This window comes from Kitasatospora sp. NPDC001309, from assembly GCF_042896295.1.
In the GTDB taxonomy this organism is placed as follows: Bacteria; Actinomycetota; Actinomycetes; order Streptomycetales; family Streptomycetaceae; genus Kitasatospora.
Map to the genome: position 1 here is coordinate 46,290 of NZ_JBIAXC010000048.1, position 17,473 is coordinate 63,762.

Annotated in this window: 15 protein-coding genes; 8 read left to right on the forward strand and 7 right to left on the reverse strand. The window is 74.6% G+C overall.

The features are described from left to right. Nucleotides 1-23: 23 nt before the first annotated feature. The 3 genes from ACFY2K_RS35025 to ACFY2K_RS35035 form a co-directional block, all read right to left on the reverse strand. Nucleotides 24-1,532 carry an LCP family protein gene (locus ACFY2K_RS35025; protein ID WP_380525651.1) on the reverse strand — a complete coding sequence of 503 codons (1,509 nt, stop codon included), beginning with the start codon at nucleotides 1,530-1,532 and terminating at the stop codon, nucleotides 24-26. Between the two features lie 149 nt (nucleotides 1,533-1,681). Beyond that, nucleotides 1,682-2,920 carry an LCP family protein gene (locus ACFY2K_RS35030; RefSeq protein WP_380525652.1) on the reverse strand — a complete coding sequence of 413 codons (1,239 nt, stop codon included), beginning with the start codon at nucleotides 2,918-2,920 and terminating at the stop codon, nucleotides 1,682-1,684. Nucleotides 2,921-2,955: 35 nt separating this feature from the next. Next, nucleotides 2,956-3,747, reverse strand: a complete 792-nt coding sequence (locus ACFY2K_RS35035; protein ID WP_375895881.1) for a TIGR03089 family protein — start codon at nucleotides 3,745-3,747, stop codon at nucleotides 2,956-2,958. Nucleotides 3,748-3,851: 104 nt separating this feature from the next. On the opposite strand from ACFY2K_RS35035, the gene ACFY2K_RS35040 reads away from it, so the two are divergent. The 4 genes from ACFY2K_RS35040 to ACFY2K_RS35055 are packed head-to-tail and all read left to right on the forward strand — an operon-like array spanning nucleotide 3,852 to nucleotide 6,579. Beyond that, a complete protein-coding gene (locus tag ACFY2K_RS35040) occupies nucleotides 3,852-5,018 on the forward strand; it encodes a peptidoglycan recognition protein (protein WP_387716652.1) in 1,167 nt (388 codons plus the stop codon). Then, nucleotides 4,946-5,995, forward strand: coding sequence for a DNA-3-methyladenine glycosylase family protein (locus ACFY2K_RS35045; RefSeq protein ID WP_387716654.1), 1,050 nt, complete (start codon nucleotides 4,946-4,948; stop codon nucleotides 5,993-5,995). The genes ACFY2K_RS35040 and ACFY2K_RS35045 overlap by 73 nt, the downstream gene beginning before the upstream one ends. Before the next feature lie 45 nt (nucleotides 5,996-6,040). Then, a complete protein-coding gene (locus ACFY2K_RS35050; protein WP_375895874.1) occupies nucleotides 6,041-6,313 on the forward strand; it encodes a type II toxin-antitoxin system Phd/YefM family antitoxin in 273 nt (90 codons plus the stop codon). After that, on the forward strand, nucleotides 6,310-6,579 hold the full coding sequence (locus ACFY2K_RS35055; protein ID WP_387716656.1) for a type II toxin-antitoxin system RelE/ParE family toxin: 270 nt from the start codon (nucleotides 6,310-6,312) through the stop codon (nucleotides 6,577-6,579). The genes ACFY2K_RS35050 and ACFY2K_RS35055 overlap by 4 nt, the downstream gene beginning before the upstream one ends. Before the next feature lie 7 nt (nucleotides 6,580-6,586). On the opposite strand, the gene ACFY2K_RS35060 is transcribed toward ACFY2K_RS35055, so the two are convergent. From ACFY2K_RS35060 to ACFY2K_RS35070, 3 genes are read right to left on the reverse strand one after another with little or no spacing between them, the layout of a single operon-like run. Further along, nucleotides 6,587-7,879, reverse strand: a complete 1,293-nt coding sequence (locus tag ACFY2K_RS35060; protein WP_387716658.1) for a coenzyme F420-0:L-glutamate ligase — start codon at nucleotides 7,877-7,879, stop codon at nucleotides 6,587-6,589. Continuing rightward, entirely contained in the window at nucleotides 7,876-8,835 is a 960-nt protein-coding gene (gene cofD, locus ACFY2K_RS35065) for a 2-phospho-L-lactate transferase (RefSeq protein WP_387716660.1), read from the reverse strand. The genes ACFY2K_RS35060 and cofD overlap by 4 nt, the downstream gene beginning before the upstream one ends. Nucleotides 8,836-8,876: 41 nt before the next feature. Then, complete coding sequence (locus ACFY2K_RS35070) at nucleotides 8,877-9,512, reverse strand: cysteine dioxygenase family protein (RefSeq protein ID WP_375895864.1); 636 nt, start codon at nucleotides 9,510-9,512, stop codon at nucleotides 8,877-8,879. A 618-nt stretch (nucleotides 9,513-10,130) separates the two neighbouring features. On the opposite strand from ACFY2K_RS35070, the gene ACFY2K_RS35075 reads away from it, so the two are divergent. The 3 genes from ACFY2K_RS35075 to ACFY2K_RS35085 all read left to right on the forward strand — a co-directional run bounded on the left by ACFY2K_RS35075 (nucleotide 10,131) and on the right by ACFY2K_RS35085 (nucleotide 16,262). After that, the gene (locus ACFY2K_RS35075) at nucleotides 10,131-10,403 is read left to right on the forward strand and encodes a WhiB family transcriptional regulator (protein WP_375895861.1); all 273 of its coding nucleotides are present in this window, start codon (nucleotides 10,131-10,133) and stop codon (nucleotides 10,401-10,403) included. A gap of 252 nt (nucleotides 10,404-10,655) precedes the next feature. Beyond that, entirely contained in the window at nucleotides 10,656-14,537 is a 3,882-nt protein-coding gene (locus ACFY2K_RS35080; RefSeq protein ID WP_387716663.1) for a glycosyltransferase, read from the forward strand. A gap of 6 nt (nucleotides 14,538-14,543) precedes the next feature. Further along, complete coding sequence (locus tag ACFY2K_RS35085; RefSeq protein WP_387716665.1) at nucleotides 14,544-16,262, forward strand: DUF5719 family protein; 1,719 nt, start codon at nucleotides 14,544-14,546, stop codon at nucleotides 16,260-16,262. Between the two features lie 35 nt (nucleotides 16,263-16,297). On the opposite strand, the gene ACFY2K_RS35090 is transcribed toward ACFY2K_RS35085, so the two are convergent. Next, a complete protein-coding gene (locus ACFY2K_RS35090) occupies nucleotides 16,298-16,750 on the reverse strand; it encodes a metallopeptidase family protein (RefSeq protein ID WP_350509617.1) in 453 nt (150 codons plus the stop codon). Between the two features lie 170 nt (nucleotides 16,751-16,920). Here ACFY2K_RS35090 and ACFY2K_RS35095 point away from each other — a divergent pair, with 170 nt between their 5' ends. Then, complete coding sequence (locus ACFY2K_RS35095) at nucleotides 16,921-17,370, forward strand: DUF3499 domain-containing protein (protein ID WP_387716667.1); 450 nt, start codon at nucleotides 16,921-16,923, stop codon at nucleotides 17,368-17,370. Nucleotides 17,371-17,473: the final 103 nt, after the last annotated feature.

Consider the following 17,473-nt stretch of genomic DNA (forward strand, 5'->3'; position numbering starts at 1 on the left):
ACCGAACCCTCGGCCCCGGGCGGCTACTTGGCGCAGACGTCCTCGTCGTCCGCCTGCACCCGCTGGAGGTCCTTCGGGGCCTCGGTCGCCTGCTGCGCGGGAGCCGCCAGGGCGTCCTTGCCGAGGACCACCAGCAGCGGGTCCTTCGGGCCCGCCTTCGGGTTGGGCTTCACGGCGTCGGCGGGCAGCCCGAGGGCGGCGGCCAGCGCCGCGGCCTCGGCCTCCTGGCCGGCCGGGTGGGACACCGTGCTGGTCGCGGCCGGGGGAGCGTCGGAGCCGACCGCGGCCTTGGCGAAGCCCTTGCCCTTGAGCTTCTCCACCGTGGGCCCGGACTGTCCGCGGGTCCCGCTGCCGTTGCGCACCGTCACCTGGACGCCCTTGGTGTCCACCGCCGGGGCGGCGCTGCTCGGCGCGGCCGGGGCCGCCGGGGCCGAGGCGTCCGGGGTCGCGGCCGGGGCGGCCGTCTCGGTCAGCGAGCGGTCGCCCGCGATCATCGAGAACACCTGTCCGGCGTCCGGCTGGTGCAGGACCAGCCGGTCCTTGTTGCCGGGGTCGTCCAGCACCGGGACGGTGGTGAAGGTGATGTTCTTGGTGTCCACCTTGCTGATGTCCTGGGCCAGGTTCTTGAGCTTGTCGACGCTGCCGATGCCGGAGTCCACGGTGAGCGCCTTGGTGGCGGCGTCCGCGAGCTGGTAGAGCTTGCCCGGGCTGGTCAGGGTGTCGTCGCTCTTGATCTTGCGGATCATCGCGCTGATGAACTGCTGCTGGAGCGGGATCCGGGTGAGGTCGCCGCCGAAGCCGACCGCGTGCCGGGTGCGGACGAAGGCCAGCGCCTCCTCGCCCTGGACGACGTGGCGGCCCTTGGACATCTTGAGGTGCGAGTCCTTGTCGTCGATGTCCTTGGCCGCGCAGACCTCCACCCCGCCGACGGCGGTGGAGAGCGTCTTCACCGCCTCGAAGTTGACCTGCACGAAGTGGTCGACCCGGATGCCGGTCAGCTTCTCCACGGTCTTCCAGGTGCAGCCCGCGTCGCGCCCGTCCTGGCCGAGGCTGTTGTTGAACATGTCCCGCGCGACGCCCGGGATCTTCTTGCCCTTGTCGTCCTGGCACTCCGGTATCGGCACCATCAGGTCGCGCGGGATGCTGACCACGGTCGCGTTGGAGCGGTCCTTGGAGACGTGGAACAGCAGGGTGGTGTCGGCGTGCCCGGTGCTGCCCGCGTCGCCGTACTCGCGGCCGAGGCCCTGGCGGCTGTCGGTGCCGATCACCAGGATGTTCAGCGCGTCCCCGGCGGCCTTGGGCCGCTCCTCCTCGTTGCCCAGCTGGACCTTGACCGAGGTCAGGTTGCTGTTGAAGTGCTGGTACAGGTAGTAGGCCCCGCCGCAGCCCGCGACCATCACCAGGGCGCCAGTCCCCGCCGTCCACTTGAGCACCCGGCGGCGCCGCTGCCGCTTGGCGGCCGCGGCCAGACGCTTGGCCTCCCGCCGGCTCCCCCCGCTGAACCGACCGGTGTTCGTTTCGTCCTGCTGCACGGGGGTCCCCTACGTCCGGCCGGTCACGGAGGCCGACCCGTCGGGCGACGGGTCGATCCGGACACACTAGACGAGCCGAACGGGGGAATTGTTCCGAGTGTGATCTCAGTCATGTTTGAGCAATGAAAAAGCAAAGCCGGACGTCGAGTTCAGTGCTGGGCGCAGGCGTCCACGTCGGCGGTGCGTCCCTCGAAGGTGGGCGAGGCGCCCGCCGAGGGTGACGCCGTGGCCCCGTCGGATCCGGCTCCCGCTCCGGTGCCCGCCCCGGCTCCGGTCCCCGCGTCCGGCGAGGGCGCCGAACCGGGCGGCCGCAGGGCCAGCGGCCGGTCCGCCCGCAGCGCGTCGAACAGCTGGGTGGTCTGCGGCTGGACGAACTCGTCCCGGTCCGAGTCGTAGCGGTACGGGCGGCGCGGCGCCGTCAGGAACACCACGTCCGGGGAGGGGACGTCGCGCAGGTCCTGGGTGAGGTCGTACAGCGCGCCGAGCGAGGACAGGCCGCCGTCCGCCTTCACCGAGGAGGTGGCCGCGTCCAGCACCGGCCACAGCTTGGCCGGGTTCAGCAGCACCCCCTGCGACTGCACCTTGCGGATCAGCGAGGCCAGGAACTGCTGCTGGCGGCCCATCCGCTGGGTGTCGCTGCCGTCGCCCAGGCTCTCCCGGGCCCGGACGTAGCCGAGCGCCTGCTCGCCGTGCAGCAGCTGACGGCCGGCCGGGAGGTCGAGCTTGGCGTCCTTGTCGTGGATCGGCTGCGGCACGCACACCTCGACCCCGCCGATCGCGTCCACCATCGTCTTGAAGCCGCTGAAGTCGAGGATCACGTAGTGGTCGATCCGGATGCCGCTCAACTGCTCGACGGTGCGGATCGAGCAGGCCGGACCGCCCAGCTCGAACGCCCAGTTGAACTGCATCGTCCCCGCCTTGCTGCGGCTGCCGTCCGGCTTCTCGCAGGAGGGCACGGTGACCATCACGTCGCGCGGGACGGAGACCGCCGTCGCGTGCTTCCGGTCGGCGGCCAGGTGCAGCAGGATCGTGGTGTCCGAGCGCTGGGTCCCGGCCTCGCCGCCGTAGGAGGAGTTCGCCCCGGAGCGGTCGTCACTGCCGATCAGCAGGATGTTCTCGGCGCCCTTGGCCCCCGCGGCCCGGCTCGGGCGCTCGGCCTCCAGCTTGGCGAGCAGCCGGTCGGTGGCCGAGTCCGTCCTGATGTTGCCGTCCAGCTTGCGGTAGGCGATCCAGAGCAGCACGCCGGTGGCGACCAGCAGGAACGCGACGGCGCCGGCGGTGATCATCAGCCACCGCCGGCGCCTTCGCGGGCGTCCCGGTCCGCTCGGGGGAGCGTGCTCCGGGGGAGTCTGGTCGGTCGGGGGGTGCTCGGTGTCGTCCTCGGCCATGGCAGGGATCCCTACCCGCCGGGACCGTCCCGGGGTCAGCCGAGGCGCACAGTCACCCGTTCGGATTCGGAGCGCTTCTCCCACTGCCCGGCGTCCAGGCCCTCGGAGTTGCGGCACAGCACCACCGAGGCGCCGACCGCCAGCGGGGCCAGCAGGCCGGCCTCCAGGCCCGCCCAGTCGTCGAAGGAGAGGGTGGACATCACCCGGTCCCCGGGCTTGAGGCCGATCCGAGCGGCGCCCTCCCGGGCCAGCGCGACGGTCTGCTCACCGGTCAGTTTCAGCGGCAGCCCGTCCACCGAGGTCTCCAGCGCCTGCCCGTCCGGGGCGACGGGGGAGTACGGCGCGAAGCGGTCGCCCTGGCCGGGCACCTCCGCGGCGTAGTCGAGGAAGCCGTCCGGGCGGTGCGGGAAGCGGCCGCCGAGCGGGCGCAGGGCGAGCGCGACCCGCTCGCCCCCGCAGGCCTGGGCGGCCTCCAGGCCGTCCGGACCGCTCACCACCAGGTCGGCGTCGGCCGGGTCGCCGGCCGGCACCGCGGTCACACCGACGGACCAGCAGGCCAGCAGCCAGACGGCGCTCTGCCAGTGGGCGGGCAGCAGCAGCGCGGCGCGGTCGTCCGGACCGGCGTTCAGCTCGTCCTGGAGGAGGTTGGCGGTCTTGGCGACCCAGTTGTCGAAGGTCCGGGCGGACAGCTCCACCCGTTCGCCGGTGGCGTCGTCGTAGAAAGTGACCAGCGGGGCCGCGGGATCGACCGAAGGGGTGCCGCCGCGCAGGTATGCGTGCAGCAGCTCGACGGGGGTGCGGGCATCGGCAGCGAATGGCGCAGTCATGGTGCGCCCCAGCCTACGGCCTTCGGGTGGCAGGCCGGGAGGGGCGGCCGAGCGGGCGCGGGGCGGCGTGGCGGGCGGTCCGGTTTGCGGCGACGATCCCCTTTATGCGCCTTTCCCACCAGGCCGCGCGCCTTTCCACCAAGGCCGCGCGCCTCCCCTTCCCGGCCGCGCTGCTCGCCGGCTGCACCGCCGCCCTGCTGCTCCAGCCCGCTCCCGCCGCCACCGCTGTGCCCCTTGCCCCCGGCGGCGAGCACCGTGACTTCCCCGGCGGCGGCCGGACCGTCTCGCTCCGGCTCCCCGCCGGGCACGGGCTCCCGCCGAGCACGACCGGACCCTTCGAACTCCTCGGCATCGGCTGGGACGGACCGGCGGGAGCGCTGGACGGCGGGAGCCTCCGGGTCCGCACCCGGGACGCGGCCACCGGCCGCTGGAGCGACTGGCACACCCTGGAGACCGACACCGACGACGGCCCCGACCACGCCCCGCACGGCGCCACCGCCCCGCTGTGGACCGGCCGCAGCGACGGCGTCGCCGTCGAGTTCCGGCCCGGCCCGGCCGGACCGCCGCCCGGACTGCGGCTCGACCTCGTCGACCCCGGCGCCGGCGCACCCGCCCCGGCCGCCACCCGGACGGTGCCCGCGGCACCCGCCGCCGAGGACGGCCACCAGGCGCCCCGCCCGGCGATCGTCACCCGGGCCGGCTGGGGCGCCGACGAGTCCCTGCGCGACCCGGGCTCCGAGTACACCGGCCCGGTCCGCGAGGTCTTCGTCCACCACACCGCGACCGCCACCGACTACGCCTGCTCCGACGCCCCCCGGGTGATCAGGGGCATCTACCAGTACCACGTCAAGACCAGCGGCTGGCGGGACATCGGCTACAACTTCCTGGTCGACCGCTGCGGCACCGTCTACGAGGGCCGGGCCGGCGGCGTCGACCGGCCCGTCCACGGCGCCCACACCCTCGGCTTCAACACCGACTCCTCCGGCGTCGCCGCGATCGGCACCTACGTCGACGCCACCCCGCCCCAACCCCTCCTCGACGGCCTCGCCGCGATCGCCGCCTGGAAGCTCGGCCTCACCGGCCGGCCCGCCGACGGCCGCACCGGACTCACCTCCTCGTCCGACGCCAGCCGCTACCCCAAGGGCACCGTCGTCGACTTCGACGCCGTCTCCGGCCACCGCGACGCCTTCAACACCGAATGCCCCGGCAAGGCCCTCTACGCCCGGCTCCCCGAACTCCGCACAGCCGCGGCCCGACTCCAGACTCCCTAGCCGTCACCCTCCCCACGTATCGTTCAGGGCCTCAGGCACCCCAGGAGGCGACGGCAGTGACGGGCGGCGAAGCGGTACGGCACTGGCGGCCGGGCTTCCCGCTCGACCCCGTCCGCACCCTGCTGCCGCTGCGCCGGGGCCCCGCCGACCCCTCGTACCGCACCACCGGCGACGGTGCCGTCTGGCGCGCCTCCCGCACCCCGGCCGGCGTCGGCACCCTGCGGGTGCTGCCGCGCCCCGGTGCGGGCGAGGTGGAGGCGACCGCCTGGGGGCCGGGCGCCCAGTGGCTGCTCGACCGGCTGCCCACCCTGCTCGGCGCCGAGGACCACCCGGAGGCGCTGGTGCTGCCCCCCGGCCCGCTCCGGGACGCCCAGCGCCGCACCCTCGGGGTGCGGCTCACCCGGACCGGCCTGGTCCTGGAGTCCCTCGTCCCCGCGATCCTGGAACAGAAGGTCACCACCGACGAGGCCTACCGCGCCTGGCGCACCCTGCTCCGCGACTTCGGCACCCCGGCCCCGGGCCCGGCCGAGGGCATGCGGGTGGCCCCGTCGGCCCGCGATTGGGCGATGGTCCCGAGCTGGGAGTGGCACCGGGCCGGCGTCGACCCCAGACGCTCGGCCACGATCCAGCGCGCGGTCCGGCTGGCACCCCGCCTGGAAGAGGCCTCCGCCATGGCCCACGAGGAGTCCTTCGCCCGCCTGACGGCCGTCCCGGGCATCGGTACCTGGACCGCCGCCGAAACCCTCCAGCGCAGCAACGGCGACCCGGACGCGGTCTCGGTCGGCGACTTCCACCTCCCCAACCTGGTCGGCTGGGCCCTGGCCGGCCGCCCCCGCAGCGACGACACCCAGATGCTCGCCCTACTGGAGCCCTACCGCCCCCACCGCCACCGCCTCTGCCGCCTCCTCACCGCCACCACCCCCCACGCCCCCCGCTACGGCCCCAGACTCACCCCCAACGACCACCGCAACCGCTGACCGGAGAACGCCGCTCTGCGTACACGCGGTGTGTACGCTGGAAGCATGGCTGATGAACTGAACATCCGTGAGGCCCGGGCCCACCTCGCCGAGGTGCTGAGCCGGGCCGAGGCCGGTGAGATCACCGTCATCACCCGCAAGGGCGAGCGTGTCGGCGCGGTCGTGCCGATCGAGATCCTCGATGCCATAGAGGACGCGGAGGACGAGCTCCTCGCCCGTGAGGCGGAGAAACACCGGAACGAACCCACGGTGAGCATGGCCGAACTTCTGGCAGACCTTTTCGGAGAGCCGCCGAGCAGTGCCGGGAGCGCCGCGTGAAGTACGCGTTCCGCTTCACCGCGAGCGCTCGGCGGCAACTGCGCGACATCAGCCAGGTCGATGCCATGCAGATCCTCGCCGCGCTCACCAGACTCGGGGACGACCCGTGCGCCGACGGCCCGGACGTGAAGAAGCTGACCGGACACACGGGTCTCTACCGGCTCCGGGTCGGCATGTACCGGGTGGCGTACGAGATCCACGACGACGTGCTGGTGATCGTCGTCGTGAAGGTGGGCAACCGCCGCGAGATCTACCGGGGCCTCTGAGAGATCCCTACCGCACCGCGACGAAGGCGTCGGCGCTCCGCTCCGGGCGGACCCGCGGCGCCTCCGCCGGGCGTCCCACGGCGACGGCCCCCATCGGGTCCCAGCCGTCGGGGAGGTCCAGAGCCGCTCGGACGGTGTCACGGCAGAACATCGTGGAGGAGACCCAGGCGGTGCCGTACCCCTCGCCGGTGAGCGCGACCAGCAGGTTCTGCACGGCGGCCCCCAGGGCCACCGTGAACATCTCCCGTTCGGCCGCGGCCCGCCGCGGGTCCGGGTAGTCGTGCGACCCGTCCATCACCAGGCACGGCACCACCAGGTACGGCGCGTCGCGCAGCACGTTCCCGCGGGCGGTGCGGCGGGCGATCCGGGCCTCGTCCCAGCCGTCGAGTTCACGGAGGTCGCGCTGCCAGGCGCCGAGCATCGCGTCCAGCAGCCGGACCCGGGTCTCGGCGGACTCCAGCAGGACGAACCGCCAGGGCGTGGTGTGGTGCGGGGCGGGCGCGGTGACGGCGGCGGCCACCGCGCGCCGGACGGCGGCCGGGTCGACCGGGTCGGCGGTGAAGGAGCGGACGGTGCGCCGCAGGGTGACGGCCTGGCGCAGCGCCTCGGAGGTGCCGAGCCGGAACATGTCGTCCGCGGCGGGTCGCACCAGCGGCCGGGTGCCGGCGCCGTCCTCGGCGGTGACCAGGTGGCCGAGCCCGCGCACGACGGCGACCGGGACGCCGGTGGCCTTGCCCTTGACGAGGTCGCCGGCGGCCGCGAGTTCGTCGGCGGTCGCGGTGACGGTGAGCACCAGTTCGTTGCCGTGGCTGTCGGTGCGCCCCCGGTGGTCCTCCAGGACGGACAGTCCGGCGGCGCCGATCGCGACGTCGGTGAGCCCGTTGCGCCAGGGCCGGCCGAAGGTGTCGGTGACGACGACGGCGATCCGGTGGCCGGTGAGCTGCTGGAGCCGGGCGCGCAGCGCGCGGGCCGAGGCGTCCGGGTCCTCGGGCAGCAGCAGCACGGTGCCGGGGGCGGTGTTGGAGGCGTCGACCCCGGCGGCGGCCATGACGAAGCCGTTGCGGTTCTCGACGATCCGGGCCGGTCCGCGCCGGGCGACGACCCGGACGGTCTCGGCGTCGACCGCGGCGTCCCGGTCGGTGGCGTGCAGCAGTCGGCCCTCGGCCTTGCTGACGATCTTCGAGGTGACCAGCAGGATGTCGCCGTCGCGGTACGTCCCGGCCTTGGCGATCAGCCCGGCGAGGTCGGCCCCGGCCTCGACCTCGGGGATGCCCTGGACCGGAAGGATCTCGATGGTCACGCGCGGACCCGCTCGGCCAGCGCCAGCGCCGCGCGGGCCATCTCGGCGGTGGCCTCGACGTCGGTCATCAGCAGCGGGACGGCCCGGCAGGCGATCCCGGCGGCTTCGACGGCCGGGACGGCCTGCTCGTCCGCGGTGTCCACCAGCCAGCCGTCGATGAGGCCGGCGCCGTAGTTCAGCGCGACCGCCTCGGCGGTGGCCTCGACGCCGACGGCGGCGAGCACCTTGTCGGCCATGCCCCGCACCGGCGCCCCGCCGATGATCGGGGAGAGCCCGACCACCGGCGCCGGGGCGGCGGCGACGGCGTCCCGGATGCCGGGGACGGCGAGGATGGTGCCGATCGAGACGACCGGGTTGGACGGCGGGAAGAGGATGACGTCGGCCTCGGCGAGGGCCTCCAGCACGCCGGGCGCGGGCTTGGCGGTGTCCGCGCCGACCGGGATGATCGCCTCGGCGTCGACGGCGGCGTGCAGCCGGACCCAGTACTCCTGGAAGTGGACGGCCCGGGTGCCCTGTTCGTCGGTGATCCGCACGTGGGTCTCGACCCGGTCGTCGCTCATCGGCAGGAGCCGCACGCCGGGCTTCCAGCGCACGCACAGCGCCTCGGTGACCTGGCTGAGGCTGTACCCGGCGGTGAGCATCTGGCTGCGCACGAGGTGGGTGGCGAAGTCGCGGTCGCCGAGCCCGAACCACTCGGGGCCGACGCCGTACTCCTTCATCTCGGCCTTGATCGACCAGGTCTCGTCGGTCCGGCCCCAGCCCTGTTCCTCGTGGATGCCGCCGCCGAGGGTGTACATCACGGTGTCGAGGTCGGGGCAGACCTTGAGCCCGTAGAGGTGGATGTCGTCGCCGGTGTTGCCGATGACGGTGATCTCGTCCTGCGGTCCGACCGCCGCGAGGAGTCCGCGCAGGAAGCGCGCCCCGCCGATCCCGCCTGCCAGTGCCACGATGCGCATGGGGTCATCCTGCCACGGTCGGACTCTTCGTCAGGCCTCGGTCAACGCCGCTCGGACTCCGCCGCGTGCGCGTGCTGCTCGGGGACGGCGGTGGCGGTGCCGTACTGGTTCATCGCGGTCAGGCCCGGGGTGTAGAGGTGGATGGAGACGGCGGGTTCGAGCGCGCCGTTGACCACCTCGTGCAGGTAGCCGGAGGAGAACACCCGCTGCCCGCCGGGGCGCAGGGTGCGGGCCCCTTCGCCGGCGTGGGTGAGCGAGCGTTCGGTCAGCTCGCCCTGGACGACGGTCATCACGCCGGAGGACTCGCCGTGGTCGTGGAAGCCGCTGCTCTGGCCGGGCAGCCAGCTGAGCAGCCAGACCTCGTAGCCGGGGCCGGTCTCCAGGCGGGCGTACCAGCGGGTGAGCGCGTCGTAGCGGACCAGCGGTTCCCAGCGGGTGCGGTCGGCGGCGATCTCGCGGACCAGCCGGGCGTACCCGGCGACGGTGGTGGGGTGGCCGGGCAGGTCGGTGCGGGCGAGGTGCGGGAAGGCGAGCGGGTCGCCGGCGATGGAGACGTCGCTGAGGCCGTCGGCCCAGCGGTGCCGGTCGCCGTGGCGGGGAGCGTGGGCGGCGGCGAGGCCGCGGCGGGCGTGCTTGTTGCGGTCGCGGTTCCGCTTGCGGATGCGGATCATGCGCACGGGAGTCGTCCTCGGATGGCTCGGCTGGTTCGGGGATCAGCCGGATCCGGGATGTCCTGGGGCGGGAGTCGCGGGCGGCCTCTGTGCTTCCTGGGCGGCGCGCGGTGGGACGCGGGCGCCTAGATACAGCAGGAACAGAGGCGACAACAGGAGTTCACGGCACGGCGGAGCGTGGAACCGCTCCGGGGGCTGGCGAACTCTGACATGGAGGAAAGGAGACCGCATCCGCAGGGGCGGTGTCAAACCGAAGGATGCGGCATTCGAGTGGGTTAGGTCCGGATCTTTCCTGGATGGGGTGATTCATCACTCTCTATGTTTCGATGGGAAGATCGCCGGGAAGGGAGGCCGATGACCGGCCTGTCACGATGACCGAGCGTCATTCCGCGAGTGATTGCGGGCGTTTCGGTGTCGCCGGGGCTTTCGGACCCAAGGTCCGATGTGTCCGGATATGTACACTATTCGTAACGGCTTGGTGCCAGGGAGTGAATCCCGGCCTCAATACCAGAGCTCGGCTTGACTGGGCCAGAGTGACGCAACTGTAATTTCACTCGTGTCGTCAGCCGCACGAGGCAACGGCAACCACGGGGACGCCAAGTAGGGGCAGAGGAGGCGCGCCACATGAGCGAGCTCTTTGAGCTGTTGATCGGGGACGGCATCGCGGAGGAAGAGGAGGAATTCGGTTGGCAGGAGCGCGCGTTGTGCGCCCAGACCGACCCGGAGTCCTTCTTCCCCGAGAAGGGTGGCTCGACCCGCGAGGCCAAGAAGGTCTGCCTCGCCTGCGAGGTCCGTTCGGAGTGCCTGGAGTACGCCCTCGCCAATGACGAGCGCTTCGGCATCTGGGGAGGCCTCTCCGAGCGCGAGCGCCGTCGGCTCAAGAAGAGCGCCGTCTGACCGGGGCGGCCCCGACCGATCTCGCTGACCCTCCGCCACCGGTGGACGGCCGCACAGCTGTACGAGCGCCTCACCGCGACGGTGGGGCGCTTTCGTGTTCCCGGACCGGTTCATGCCGATCCCGGGTCCCCTTCTTCACCGCCTCCGCACCGGCACCGGGCACGAAGCGGCCATCCGGAGCCGTTAGTGTGGTGCGCCATCCGGTTGCCGTTCACCGGCTGTGTCCACCGAGAACTGGGGCCCGCGCACTCGATGACCGTCTACAGCCACCAGAGCGGCTTCACCGCTTCCAGGCCGCCCGCCTACCCGCGCCACCTGGTGACCGCGGTGATCGTCTCGCACGACGGCGCCCGCTGGCTGCCGCAGGCCCTGGCCGGACTGCTCGGCCAGGACCGCCAGGTCCAGCGGATCCTCGCGGTCGACACCGGATCCACCGACAACTCCCCGCAGCTGCTCGCCGACACCCTGGCCGACTGGCTGCCCGAGAGCGGCCCGCTGGTGCTCGGCCGCCGGGCCGGCTTCGGCGCCGCCGTCGCCGAGGCCGTCGCGAGCAGCGCGCCCCTGCGCCCGGAGGACCTCCCGTACCGGCTCGACCCCTCCGGCTACGACCCGGTCACCGGCGGCTGGGACGACTACGGCGACCCGCTCGCCCAGGAGGACGACCTCGGCCGCGGCGGCCCGCGCGAGACCCAGCCGGTCGAGTGGCTCTGGCTGCTGCACGACGACTGCGAGCCGCAGACCGACGCGCTGCGCCGGCTCCTCCAGGTCGCCGACTCCACCCCCAGCGCCGGCGTGGTCGGCCCCAAGCTGCGCAGCTGGTACGACCGCCGCCAGCTGCTGGAGATCGGCGTCACCATCGCCCGCTCCGGCCGCCGCTGGACCGGCCTCGACCGCCGCGAGCAGGACCAGGGCCAGCACGACCAGGTCCGCCCGGTGCTGGCCGTCTCCAGCGCCGGCATGCTGGTGCGCCGGGACGTCTTCGAGGAGCTCGGCGGCTTCGACCGGGCCCTCCCGCTGATGCGGGACGACACCGACTTCTGCTGGCGGGTCAACGCCGCCGGCCACCGCGTGGTGGTCGCCCCCGACGCCGTGCTGCGGCACGCCGAGGCGGCCAGCCGCGAGCGCCGCGCGATCGACTGCGGCCCCGCCCACCCGCACCGGGTGGACAAGTCCGGCGCCGTCTACACCCTGCTCGCCAACTGCAAGGGCGCGCTCTTCCCGTACGTGCTGCTGCGCCTGGTGCTCGGCACCCTGGTGCGGGCCGTCACCAACCTGCTCGGCAAGGACCCGCGCCAGGCGGTCGACGAACTGGCCGGCCTCGGCCACGAACTCGTCCGCTTCCCACGGCTGTTGGCCGCGCGCAAACACCGTGCCCGGACCCGCGCCGCGGACGCCCTGGACGACCGCACGCTCTTCCCGGCGCCCGGTGCCACCACCCGGCTGGCCGTCGAGGGCGTCATCGGCTCGCTCGGGATAGGGGGCGCCGACGACACCGGCAGCCGGCACGGCTCGGTCGAGGCCGGTGGCGACGAGGACGGCGAGGACCTCGTCGTCGAGCAGTTCGCGCTGATCAAGAAGCTGGCCCGGCGCCCCGCGCCGGTGCTGTTCGCCGGCCTGCTGGTGTTCGCCCTGGTCGCCTGCCGCGGCCTGTTCGGCAGCGGCGAGCTGTTCGGCGGCGCCCTGCTGCCCGCCTCCGACGGCGCGGGCGGCCTGTGGGCGATGTACGCGGACGCCTGGCACCCGGTCGGCACCGGCTCCACCGCCGCCGCACCGCCGTACCTCGGCGTGCTCTCGGTGCTCTCCTGGCTGCTGTTCGGCCACGCCGACCTCGCACTCACCCTGCTGGTCGTGCTCACCGTCCCGCTCGCCGCGGTCAGCGCCTACCTGGTCTCCCGGCCGCTGCTGGACTCCAAGCTGGTCCGCGCCTGGGCCAGCGCCACCTACGCGCTGCTGCCCGCCGCCACCGGCGCGCTCGCCCAGGGCCGGATCGGCACCGCCGTCCTCGCCGTGCTGCTGCCGCCGCTGGCCCGCGCCGCCGCGATCGCGGCCGGCCTCGGCATCCGCCAGGAGAGCGCCGCCAAGGGCGCCCGCCCCGGCTGGCGGCCGGTCTGGATGACCGTCCTGCTGCTCACCCTGGCCACTGCCTTCGTCCCGCTGACCTGGGCCCTCGCGGTACCGCTCTGCCTGGCCGTGCTGGTCCTCGCGGTGCTGCGCGGCGGCGCCTTCGGCTCCGGCGGCACGGCGCTGCGCCTGCTCGGCCTGCGCGTCCTGGTGATCCTCGCGGTGCCCGTCGCGGTGCTCGCCCCCTGGTCGCTCAAGGTGCTCTCGCACCCGCAGTGGCTGCTGCTGGAGGCCGGGCTGCCCGGACTGCACGGCGCCGGGGCGAGCGCGGCCGGCCTGCTGCTGGTCAACCCCGGCGGCGCCGGGGTGCCGCCGGTCTGGCTCTCCACCGGTGTCGTCCTGGCCGCACTGGCTGCGCTGCTGCGCGCCGACCGCCGCCGCGCGGTGCTCGCCGCCTGGGGCGCGGCCGGTGCCGGGCTGGTCTTCGCCGTCGCGGTGGCGGGCACCTCCGTCACCCCGGCCTCCGGCGGCCAGCCGGTGCCCGCCTGGGCCGGCCCGGCCACCCTGCTCGCCGGGATCGCCCTGCTCGCCGCCGCCGCGATCGGCGCCGACGGCGCCAACGCCCGGGTCGCCGGGATCGCCTTCGGCTGGCGCCAGCCGGTGGCCGCCCTGGTGGTGGCCGCCGCCGTGCTGGCCCCGCTGGGCACCGGCCTGTGGTGGGCGCTGACCGGCGCCGGGGGCCCGCTGCACCGCGCCGCGTCCGGCCAGGTGCCGGCCTTCATCGCCGAGGAGGCCGGTACCAGTGACCGGTCCCGCACCCTCGTGGTCACCGGCCAGAAGGGCGCCGTCCGCTACACCGTGGTGCGCGGCGCCGGCCTGACCCTCGGCCAGGCGGAGTCCACCGTCGACCCGGCCACCGGTACCCAGGGCGGTCTGGACCGGATGGTCGGCAGCCTGCTGGCCGGCTCCGGCGCCGACCAGGCGAACGCCCTGGCCGGTTACGGCATCGCCTACGTGCTGGTCGAGCGGCAGGCCGTGGACGCCTTCAAGGACGTCCTGGACACCACCCCCGGCCTGGTGAAGGCCAACCAGGACGGCGACGCCGCGCTCTGGCAGGTCAACGGCGCGCCCGCGGTGCGCGCCGTGATCACCGCTCCGGGCGCCACCCCGGTGGTCGTCCCGTCCGGCGAGCGCGACCTCACCGCCACCGTCCCGGCCGGTCCGGACGGCCGGGTGCTGCGGCTGGCCGAGGCCGCCGCCCCCGAGTGGAAGGCCACCGTGGACGGCACCGCGCTGGAGCCCACCACGGTCGACGGCTGGGCGCAGGGCTTCAAGCTCCCGGCCGCCGGCGGCAAGCTGAGCGTCACCCGCGAGGGCAGCCTCGTCCACACCGGCTGGATCTGGGCGCAGGTCCTGGTCGGCCTCACCATCCTGGTGCTGGCCCTGCCCGGCCGCCGCAGCCACAAGGACGACGACCTGCCCGAGGAGGTGGTCGCCGCCGCCGCGCTGGCCGCCGCCGCCCAGGCGCAGGCCCCCGCCCCCGGCAGCCGCCGGGCCCGCCGGATGGCCGAGCGGGGCGAGGGCGGCGAGCCCGGCGCCGAGGAGCCCGGGGTGTACGACGGCCTGCCGGGCGCGATCCCGGCGCAGCCCGCCGGCGAGCCGGTGGCCGGGGCGGTCCAGGCGGCCGCCGCCGTCCAGGAGGCCGAGCCGTACACCGACCCGTACCAGACGTACCAGCAGGCCGACCCGTACAGCTACGACCAGTACGCGGCCCAGCAGCCGGTCGCCGCGCCGTACGCGGGCCAGGGCTACGAGGGCCACGGGTACGACGGCCACCAGCAGGGCTACCCGCAGCAGGGGTACGACCAGCAGGGCTACGAGCAGCAGGGGTACGAGCAGTACCCGCAGGAGCAGTACGGCTACGACGCCTACCAGCAGCAGCCCGGGCAGCCCCAGCAGACCTGGCTGCCGGGCCAGCAGCAGGGCGAGCCGTACTACGACCCCAACGAACCGGGCGGCACCGGGCACCCTTCCGGGAACTACGGCCCCCACCAGCACGGATCGGGGAGCTGACCCGCCATGAAGAAGCCCGCATTCGGGAAGAAGTCCGCCGCCCGGGCCGAGCAGCCCGCAGAGCCCTCCGCCGCTGCGGCCGGGGCCGCGGAGCCCGCCGGCGCGCCGGGGACGGCCCCCGGCCGGTCCGCGGGGAAGACCACCCAGTCCCTGCTGGCCGCGGCCGTGGTGCTGGCGGCCGTGTTCGGGATCGCCGAGCTGCGCCCGCCGGCCGGCCCGGCCAAGGCGGACGGCGGGGCCGCCCCGAGCACCGCGCAGGTCGAGCGGACGGCGGCGGTCTGCCCGCAGCCCTTCCAGGGCCTGACCGGCTCGACCACGCTGACCGCCTACACCCCGCCCGGCACCGGCTCGGCCACCGGCGGCGCCGGCTGGCTCTCCGAGCAGGCCGCCCCGGCCACCCCGCCGAGCGCGGCCCCGTCCGCCCCGGCGCCGAGCGGATCGCCGGCCGGCGCGCCGAGTGCGGCCGCGAGCGGCTCCGGCGCCCCGGCCACCCCGGCCCCGGACAAGAACGCCGCGCCCGCCGACGCCAAGCTGACCCTCGGCAAGCCCGGCACCCCGGCCACCGGCCCGGCCAGCAACGGCGACGCCGCGCCCGGCACCGGGGCCGTCGCCACCGGCGCGCTCGCCCCCGGCTTCACCGTCAGCCAGACCACCGTGGTCACCGAGCAGCGCGGCACCGGCCTGTCCGGCCTGACCTGCACCCCGGAGAGCACCAGCTTCTGGTTCGCCGGGGCCAGCACGGCCGGCGACCGGGTCGACTACGTCAGCCTGGTCAACCCCGAGTCCTCCGCCGCCGTGGTCGACATCAAGCTGTACGGCGACAAGGGCCTGATCGACAACGACGCCGCCAACGGCATCACCGTCGCCCCCGGCAGCTCGCAGTCCGTCCTGCTGTCGACGATCAGCAAGGGCGCCGTCACCGACCTCGCCGTGCACGTGGTGGTGCGCTCCGGGCGGATCGGCGCCGCGCTGCACGCGGCCGACGGCGCCAAGGGCGCCGACTGGGTCCCCGCCTCGGCCGAGCCGGCCGCCACCCAGGTGATGCCCGGCCTGCCCGCCGATGCCACCGCGGCCCGGCTGGTGGTCTGGGCCCCGCCGGAGGACGACGCCGACCTCAAGATCCAGCTCTCCGGCAAGAACGGCTGGTTCACCCCGGCCGGCAACGAGTCGATCCACGTCAAGGCGGGCATGGTGGCCGCCGTCGACCTGGGCAAGGTCACCCGGGACGAGGTCGCCGGGCTGCGGCTGTCGCCCAGCGACGACCGGCACCCCACCAAGATCGTGGCCGGGTTGCGGGTCGACCGCACGGGCGGCAACGGCAAGAGCGAGGCGGCCTGGCTCACCGGCAGCGGCCCGGTCGGCGCCCGCGCGACCGTCGCCGACAACCGGGCCGGGGCCTCCACGATCTTCCTGACCTCCACCGGCGACGCCGCCACCGTCAAGGTCACCGGCTCGGCCGGCAGCGGCGGCGGCACCCCGGCGACCAAGGAGGTCCAGCTCCCGGCCGGCGGCACGGTCGCCATCCCGGCGCCCGAGCCCGCCGGGCTGAACGGCGTCTTCGCGGTCACCGTGGAGACCGAGTCCGGCGGCCCGGTGGTCGCCGCCCGGATGCTCGCCCTGCCCGCCAAGGACGTGCCGATGTTCACCGTCCAGGCACTGCGCGACGACCACAGCACCGTGCAGGTCCCGCAGGCCACCCAGGACCCGGGCGTGGTGCTGCGCTGACCGGCCCTTCCGGGGCCCCGCGGGGCCCCGGAAGGTCACTCCTCGTCGTAGCGCGGGTCGATCGCGTCCGGCGACAGCCCCAGCAGCTCGGCCACCTGCTCGATCAGGATCTCGTGCACCAGCGCCGCCCGGTCCTCCCGGGTCTTCGCCCGGATCTCCACCGGCCGCCGGTACACCACGATCTGGCTCTTGTGGCCCTTCTGACCGGGCGACACCCGGCCCAGCGGCACGCCGTCCTCGGTGTCGGCGCCGTCCGGCTCGTGCAGCGGCACCTCCTGCACGGCGAACTCCACCTCGATCAGCTGCGGCCACCGCCGCTCCAACCGCTCCACCGACTCGCGCACGTAGTCGTCGAACAGTTCGGAGCGGGTGAGCGAGATCGGCACCTGGGGCGGGGCCAGCGGGCCGCGCAGCCCCCTGCCGTGCCGGTCGCGGTGCCGGGGGCGGCGCGAAGGGCCTGTCGATGACTGCGGTGCGGAGCTGTCCATATCACTGCCGAGAGTAGTCCTTGGCGGGTCGGAAGTGGACCACTCCGACGGGGGAATCGCCGGTGCGACGGCGCGTGTCCGAGCGGCCGGAGCGAGCCGGTCGGCAGGAGCCGGGCGGGCGCGCCCGGGGCGCCCCCACGGCCCGGCGGGGCCCAGGCGGGGGGACGCCGGTGAGCACCCGGGGCGCGACACGGCACCCCCGCCGGACAGGCGGTCTTCGCTCCCCGGCGGGGAGTGCGGTACCGTCCACCCTCGTGAGCTCTGTACGTCGTTGTTCGCGGACCGCGTGCGGCCGACCGGCCGTCGCGACGCTGACGTACGTCTACGCGGACTCCACCGCCGTACTGGGCCCGCTCGCCACCTACGCCGAGCCGCACTGCTACGACCTGTGCGCCGAGCACGCCGAGCGGCTCACCGCCCCGCGCGGCTGGGAAGTCGTCCGGCTCGCCCCAGAGACCGGGCCGCTGCGCCGCAGCAGCGACGACCTGGAGGCCCTCGCCAACGCCGTCCGCGAGGCCGCCCGCCCGCAGACCCCCCGTCAGGGCCGCGTCCCCGAGGGCGAGTCCACCGAGGGCGGCCGCCGCGGCCACCTCCGGGTCCTGCGCTCGCCCGACAACTAGGGCCTCTCCTGGGCCTCGCCCCGCACGGTGCGTTCGCCCGGCCCGGGTACGCTGCCCGTCTGACACCACCGCGATCCGTCGACCGGACGCGTCGGTGGCCCGA